The organism is Actinoplanes subglobosus (assembly GCF_042650585.1).
GTDB classification, from domain to species: domain Bacteria; phylum Actinomycetota; class Actinomycetes; order Mycobacteriales; family Micromonosporaceae; genus Actinoplanes; species Actinoplanes subglobosus.
Genome location: NZ_JBHSBL010000020.1, coordinates 595934 through 602920, shown reverse-complemented (window position 1 = coordinate 602920; position 6987 = coordinate 595934). Strand labels below are relative to the sequence as shown.

At 70.9% G+C, this 6987-nt stretch carries 7 protein-coding genes; all 7 read left to right on the top strand.

The features are described from left to right. Positions 1-59: 59 nt before the first annotated feature. Positions 60-2318, top strand: coding sequence for a sensor histidine kinase (locus tag ACFO0C_RS31910; protein ID WP_378070431.1), 2259 nt, complete (start codon positions 60-62; stop codon positions 2316-2318). A 13-nt stretch (positions 2319-2331) separates the two neighbouring features. Further along, positions 2332-2781: a roadblock/LC7 domain-containing protein gene (locus ACFO0C_RS31905; RefSeq protein ID WP_378070430.1), complete on the top strand. Its 450-nt coding sequence runs from the start codon at positions 2332-2334 to the stop codon at positions 2779-2781. Then, a complete protein-coding gene (locus ACFO0C_RS31900; protein ID WP_378070429.1) occupies positions 2778-3239 on the top strand; it encodes a DUF742 domain-containing protein in 462 nt (153 codons plus the stop codon). The genes ACFO0C_RS31905 and ACFO0C_RS31900 overlap by 4 nt, the downstream gene beginning before the upstream one ends. Before the next feature lie 39 nt (positions 3240-3278). Then, positions 3279-3785, top strand: a complete 507-nt coding sequence (locus ACFO0C_RS31895; RefSeq protein WP_378070428.1) for a glyoxalase — start codon at positions 3279-3281, stop codon at positions 3783-3785. 105 nt (positions 3786-3890) lie between these two features. Continuing rightward, positions 3891-4880, top strand: coding sequence for a pectinesterase family protein (locus ACFO0C_RS31890; RefSeq protein WP_378070427.1), 990 nt, complete (start codon positions 3891-3893; stop codon positions 4878-4880). Positions 4881-4943: 63 nt separating this feature from the next. Next, on the top strand, positions 4944-6104 hold the full coding sequence (locus ACFO0C_RS31885) for a 4-hydroxybenzoate 3-monooxygenase (RefSeq protein WP_378070426.1): 1161 nt from the start codon (positions 4944-4946) through the stop codon (positions 6102-6104). A 94-nt stretch (positions 6105-6198) separates the two neighbouring features. Beyond that, positions 6199-6987 (top strand): dioxygenase family protein (locus ACFO0C_RS31880; protein WP_378070425.1); only part of this gene is annotated, 789 nt, incomplete at its 3' end.

Below are 6987 nucleotides of genomic sequence, written 5' to 3'. Positions count from 1 at the left end.
GCCCCCGCCGCCGGCGCCGCCGGTGCACGAACTGGAGCGCGAACGGTGGGGGCGGGTCAGTGTTCCTCAGTAGGCTCCGGATCCGCGGCAAGCTGATCCTGCTGGTCATCATCCCGCTGCTGGCGATGATCGCGCTCGTCGTGCCGACGATCCGCGGCCTGGTCGACGACGCGGCGGAGGCGACCGCGATCGACACCGTCGCGACGGTGGCCGGGCAGGTCGGCCCGCTGGTGGAGGACGTGCAGCGCGAGCGTCTGCTCTCGGTCGGCTATCTGCTCGATGTGGTGGACGCCGACGACCTGGCCCTGCAGACCGCCACCGTCACCGACCGGGTCCGTGACGTGCAGCGGGACCTGGGCGACCGGCTGCCGTCCGGGCTGCGGGGCGAGATCGGCCGGATCGACGGCCTGGAGGACCTGCGTCAGCGGGTCCGCGCCGGATCGGTGCAGCCGGACATCGTGATCGCCGAGTTCGACCTCGTGCTGGACGGCATCATCGACTCGCTCGGACTGGCCGACGAGGCCGACGCCGGCACCTCCGCCGGCCGGCAGCTCATCGCGCTGGACGCCCTGTTCCGCATCGACGAGTCGACCAACGACAGCATCATGCTGCTCTCGATGATGGCCGCCGGCGGCGTCGGGCGGTACGCCGCGGAGTACCGCGAGGAGAGCGCCCGCTTCCAGACCTACCTCGATCGTTTCGCCGACTACGCCACGCCGGGCCAGCGCGAGCTGTACGAGCTGGTGACGGCCGCGTTCCAGGACCGGGTCGGCAAGGACTTCGACGCCCGGTTCGCGCAGGACCCGGCCGCGGCGATGGCCCGGCTGCCGCTGGCCGAGCTGTTCCCGATGCTCCGGTCGTTCAGCATCCTCGGCGGTTTCGCCAAGAAGCGGGTCGTCGACGACGTGACGACGGCGGTGGCCGAACAACGACAACGGCAACTCACCATCGCGTACGGCATGGGTGTGCTCGTGCTCCTGGTGCTCCTCGCGGTGCTCGCGCTGGTGGCCACCGTGGCCCGGGCCGTGGCCGTGCCCCTGACCAGGCTCGGCCGTGCGGCCGAACGGGTGGCGGAAGCCGGCGAGACGGAACTCCGGCGGATCGCCGACGACGAGGCCGAGACCATCGATCCGGTACGCCTGGAGGTGCTCGACCTCGACTCGCAGGACGAGATCGGCGATCTGGCCCGGGTCTTCGCCCGTGTCCAGCACACCGCGTCGCAGCTGGTGGAACGGCAGGTGCTGAGCCGGCGCAACGTGGCCGAGATGTTCGGGCACATCGGGCGGCGCACCCAGAACCTGGTCGGCGGGCAGGTCGACCTGATCGACGAGCTGGAGAACGAGGAGACCGATCCGGACCGCCTGGCGAAGCTGTACCGCCTCGACCACATCGCCAACCGGCTGCGCCGCAGCGCCGACAGTCTCGTGGTGATCTCCGGCGCCGACCGGGAGGAGAGCCACTCCCTGCCGGTCCGGCTGATCGACGTGGCACGGCTGGCCCTGGCCGAGATCGAGGAGTACACCCGCGTCGACGTGGACGTACCGCTCGATCTGCTGGTGGCGCCGTCCCTGGTCAGCGACATGGTGCTGATCTGCGGTGAGCTGCTGGAGAACGCGACGACGTTCTCCCCGCCGCACACCCGGGTGACGGTCAGCGCGCGGGCCGTGCCCGGTGGTGCCCGGCTGACCGTCGCCGACCACGGCATCGGCATGCCCGACGAGCGGCTCGCCGAGGAGAACGCCCGCATCTCCCACCGGGAACGTCTCGACCTGGTGCCGACGCAGGTGCTCGGGCTGTTCGTGGTCGGCCGGCTGGCCCGGCGGCACGGTATGACGGTCGCCCTGTCGCACACCCCCGGTGGTGGCGTCACCGTCGGGGTCGACATCAGCAGCCTGCTCCTGGCCGGCGATCTGCTGGTCGGCGGGCCGGAGATGGAGCCGGTCGCCGTCGCGTGGTCGCCGCCCGTACCGGAGAGTCCTGCTCCGCACCGGCCCACCGTGCGGGAGGCGATCTCGCGGGTCAGTGACGTGATGAGTGACCCGCACACCTGGAACGGCTTCGACGTGGGAAGGCCGCTGCCGGCCGCCCCGGCACCGGCCCCGCCGGTACCGGCCGTGCCGGCGCCGGCGTCCGCGCCCGCCTCGCCCGGAGGACTGCGCCGGCGGATCCCCGGGTCGAACCTGTCCGGGGCGGGCGGGCCGGCCATCGACCAGCCGGTGAGCGACAACAACCCGGACGCGGCGCGTCTCCTCGTCGAGCAACTCGAGTCGGGCGTGGCGCGGGCGCTCCACGACTCCTCCACACCCCACCGACAGTGAAGAAGGCACCACCATGGACAGTATCCGTACGCACCCCGGCACCACGGATCTCAGCGCCGAGGTGAAGACCTTCAACTGGCTGCTCAGCTCGTTCGCGACCAGGACGGCCGGCGTGCAGGAGGCGGTCGTGGTCTCCTCGGACGGCCTGCTGATGGCCCGGTCGTCCAAACGGGAGCGGGCCGACTCGGACCGGCTGGCCGCCGTGGTGTCCGGGATGACGAGTCTCGCCGCGGGCGCGTCCGAGTGGTACCGGCTGGGCGCACTCAACCGGGTCGTCGTCGACATCGCCGAGGGCTACCTGGTGATCACCACGATCAGCCGGGGTTCGGCGCTGGGTGTCGTCACCAGCCGCTCGGCGAACCTCGGCACGGTGGCGTACGAGATGACGCTGTTCGGGACCCGGGCGGGAGCGTCCCTGACCCCGGGCCTGATCGCCGAACTGAAGAGCGCAGTCCAGAGTTGAGCGAGCCGATCGGGAGGATTCCTCCGTATCTGCGGGGCGCTCCGCCGGGTGCCACGCCGGCCGGGCCCCCTCCGGCGGCTGCTCCCCCGGCCCGGCCCCCGGCCGCCGGTCAGACGTCGTTGCGCCCGTTCGTGCTGACCGCCGGGCGGGTCAACGCGGTCGACCCGGAGATCGACCTGGAGACCCAGGTGACACTCCGGCCGTACGATCCGCGGGCCGGGCGGGCTCCGCTCGCCTCGCTCGGGCCGGAGATGCAGGCGATGGTCGAGTTGTGCGTCGAGCCGGTCTCGGTCGCGGAGATCTCCGCCAGGCTGCGCCTGCACCTCGGCGTCACGAAGATCCTCGTCGCCGACCTGCGCGCCGCCGGTTACCTCGACGTGCACGTGACGGACACCGTGAACCCGTTCTCCCCGGACACCATCCTGCGGGTGATGCACGGACTCCGGGCTCTCTCCTAGCGGTCGGGAACTGACCGCAACACCGGCGAGGATCCCGGTATGACCAGTGAGATCCTCCTTCCCGATTCGGCTGTCCCCTATGACACCGCGGTGCTCAATCCGTTCGTGATCCTGGACGACGCGAACGGATTCATCGACTTCGTGTCGGGTGTCTTCGATGTGCCGGAGGTCGCCGAGGCGCGCACCGAGATGCCCGACGGCAAGCTGATCCACGCGCAACTGCGCCTCGGCACCGTCGATCTGATGGTGGTCGACCGGCTCGACGGATGGCCGCCGCGGCCCGGCCTGTTCCAGGTCTGGGTGCGGGACGTGACGGTGGTGCTGGAACGGGCCGGCTCCCGCGGCGGGTCCACGGTCACCGCGCCGACGCCTTTCTACGGCGAGACGACCCTGGCCCGGATGCTCGATCCGTGGCGCAACATCTGGTGGCTCTGGGCGCCGGAGCCGGGCCAGCCCGATCCGGTAGCACTCTGGGAGGGCGGCTCGGACGTGATCTTCTCGACCATCGACGCGACACTGCGGTCGCTGGCGGACGAGGCCCATTGACACTCGACTATGTCGGGCCTACGTTCGGACGGGAGTGTTCAGGAAAGCGCTTACCTACAGGTCGCATCCCCCATGCCGTGACCTGCCGAGGAAAGGACCTCCCCCATGCCCCGCTCCACCACCGCCGCCGTGGTCCTCACGGCGGCGGCGCTGATCGCCGTCCCCGGACCGGCGGTCGCCGCCACCTCGTTCACCGTCGCCACCGACGGATCGGGGAACTACACGACGATCCAGGCGGCGATCGCCGCCTCCTCCACCGGAGGGGTGATCACCGTGAAGGCCGGCACCTACCAGGGCCAGGTGCAGATCCCGGCGAGCAAGTCCGGCCTCACCATCCAGGGCGCGACCGGCAACTCGGCCGACGTGGTCATCACCGGGAACAAGCCGCAGTCCACCGCCGGGACCGCGGGCAGCGCCACCGTCTACAACCTGGCCCCGAACAGCACGATCAAGGGCCTGACCATGCAGAACACGTACGGCGCGGGCAGCCAGGCCCTCGCGCTGTACGCCGCGGGCGACCGGCAGGTCTACCGCAACGTCCAGATGAAGGGTTACCAGGACACGTTCCTGTCCTGGGGCGGCACCGGCAGCTCGCAGATCCGGCAGTACATCTACAAGTCGTACATCTCCGGTGCGGTCGACTTCATCTACGGCAACGGCGCGGTGGTCATCGACAGCACCACCATCGAGTCGCTGAACATCGGCAGCAGCTCGAACAACGGCTACATCACGGCGGCCGCCACCGATGACAGCAACGCCTACGGGTTCCTGATCACCCGATCGACCCTGAAGAGCTCGGCCACCGCGCAGACGGTCGCCCTGGGCCGCTGCTGGCACGCCGGGAACGCGTCGGACGCGATCGGCCAGGTGCTGGTCCGCGAGTCGACGCTCGGCGGCCACGTCCGGCAGGCCGGCGCCTGGCAGGACATGAGCGGCTGGTCGTGGAAGACGTGCCGGTTCAACGAGTACGCCAACACCGGCGCGGGCGCGAGCACCGGCACCTCGGACCGGCCGCAGATGAGCGCGTCCACCGCCGCGAACTACACGGCGCAGAAGTACCTGGCCGGCTCGGACGGCTGGAACCCGGTCCAGTAGGAGGATCGATCCGCCGGCATCCGCGCCTAGGATCCCTTGTGGACGGACTCACGAGGAGGCGCGATGCCGGCGGACACCACTGTCGTGATCATCGGGGCGGGGCCCGCCGGGATGTCGCTGGCCAACTTCCTGCAACGGCGCGGCGTGGGCTGCGTGGTGCTGGAGATACGCGACCGGGCTCATGTGGAGGGGCGCCAACGGGCCGGTGTCATCGATCATCGCGCCGGGGAGATCTTCACCGAGTTCGGCCTCGATGAGCAGGTCGCGGCCGGCGGCCCGGTCGAGACGCTGATGGAGATCCGCACCGACGGGGTGCCGCGGATGCTCGACGTCCCGGCGCTGGCGGGCGGCCGGCCCGGCCGGCTGGTGCCGCAGCAGATGCTGGTCCAGCGGCTGATCGGCACGTTCCTGGACGGCGGCGGTGACCTGCGGTTCGGTTCGGCCGACGTGACACCGCACGACCTCGGCGGCGACCGGGCCCGGGTGACCTATCGTGACGCGGACGGCACCGAGCACGAGCTGACCTGCGACTACGTGGCCGGCTGCGACGGTTTCCACGGGGTGAGCAGGCGCAGCATCCCGGAGGGCGAGCTGACCACCTACGCCTTCGACCACGGGATCGGGTGGTTCACGGTCCTCGCCGACTCCCCCGCCCCGCGGTATCCGTTGATGGCGGTCAGCCGGCACGGGTTCGCCGCCCAGTTCGCCCGGGGTCCGCGGGCGAGCCGGTTCTATCTGCAGTACCGGCCGGGCGACGACCCGCGCCGGTGGCCGGACGAGCACACGTGGCGTCAGCTGCGGCTGCGCCTCGGTGACGAGAGCCTGCCGGAGGGCGCGATCACCGGCCGCGAGGTGGTGGAGATGCGCAGTTTCGTGGCCGAGCCGATGTCGTGGGGCCGGATGTTCCTGGTCGGCGACGCCGCGCACATCATCACGCCGATGGGCGCCAAGGGGATGAACCTGGCGATCGCCGACGCCTACCTGCTGGCCCGGGCGATCATCGACGGCCACGGGCTGGACGGGTACTCGGACGCCTGCCTGCGGCGGACCTGGGACTACCAGGAGTTCTCCCGCTGGTTCACCGAGATGGTGCACGACTCGGGCGACGACTCCGCGGCCGGCCCGTTCCGTCGCCGTCTGGCGCTGGCCCGGCTGGACCGCCTGTTCCGATCGCCGCCGGCGGCCGCCGCCTTCGCCGATCTGATGGCCGGCACCGAGGTGTGATCGGGTCTTGCACAGCTCGGGCACAGCAGGCTTCAAGGCATTTACGAGTATCGATTCATAGCGTCTGCCGGATCCCATCCCACAAGGAGGATCCATGGACAACGACGACGAACCGGTCGGCCGGGTGCTCGGGCGCAGACACGCGCTCGCGCTGCTCGCACTGACCGGCACCGGCCTGGCACTGGCCGGGACCTCGGCCGGCGCCGCCGCACCGGCGTCCGCGGCGACGAGCGTCGACTGCGTCGCGAAGCCGGAGATGACCGAGGGGCCGTACTACGTGGACGAGGGGCTGGAACGCTCCGACATCCGCGTCGACACCTTCGACGGCTCGGTCTCCGGCGGCACCCGCTTCGTTCTCGACCTCGACGTGCTCCAGATCGCCGCCGGGGCCTGCTCGGCGCTGCCGGGCGCGATCGTCGACATCTGGCACTGCGACGCCTACGGGGTCTACTCCGACGTGGCCGCGAACGACTCGGTCGGGCACACGTTCCTGCGCGGTTACCAGGTCAGCGACAACTGCGGGCGGGTCCGGTTCGTCACCGTGCTGCCCGGCTGGTACCAGGGCCGGACCGTGCACCTCCACCTCAAGATCAGGACGATCGGCACGGACGGCAATCCGTACGAGTTCACGTCGCAGCTGTACTTCACCGACGCGTTCAACGCCGCCTACCTGGCGACCGATCCGTACGCGGCCAAGGGCACCCCGGACACGACGAACGCCACCGACTTCATCTACCAGCAGGCCGGTGAGCAGATGCTGCTGTCGCCGCGCCGGATCCGGGGCGGCTGGGCGGCGCGGTTCGCGATCGGCCTGGACCTGTCGGACACCGAGGTCGGCGACGACGACAGCGGTGGTGGCCCCGGCGGCCCGGGGGGGCCCCCC

Bases quoted from the DNA above. Each gene is read 5' to 3' on its own strand.
- ACFO0C_RS31905 (WP_378070430.1), top strand. From the start codon at position 2,332: ATGGACAGTATCCGTACGCACCCCGGCACCACGGATCTCAGCGCCGAG.
- ACFO0C_RS31895 (WP_378070428.1), top strand. From the start codon at position 3,279: ATGACCAGTGAGATCCTCCTTCCCGATTCGGCTGTCCCCTATGACACC.
- ACFO0C_RS31890 (WP_378070427.1), top strand. From the start codon at position 3,891: ATGCCCCGCTCCACCACCGCCGCCGTGGTCCTCACGGCGGCGGCGCTG.
- ACFO0C_RS31885 (WP_378070426.1), top strand. From the start codon at position 4,944: ATGCCGGCGGACACCACTGTCGTGATCATCGGGGCGGGGCCCGCCGGG.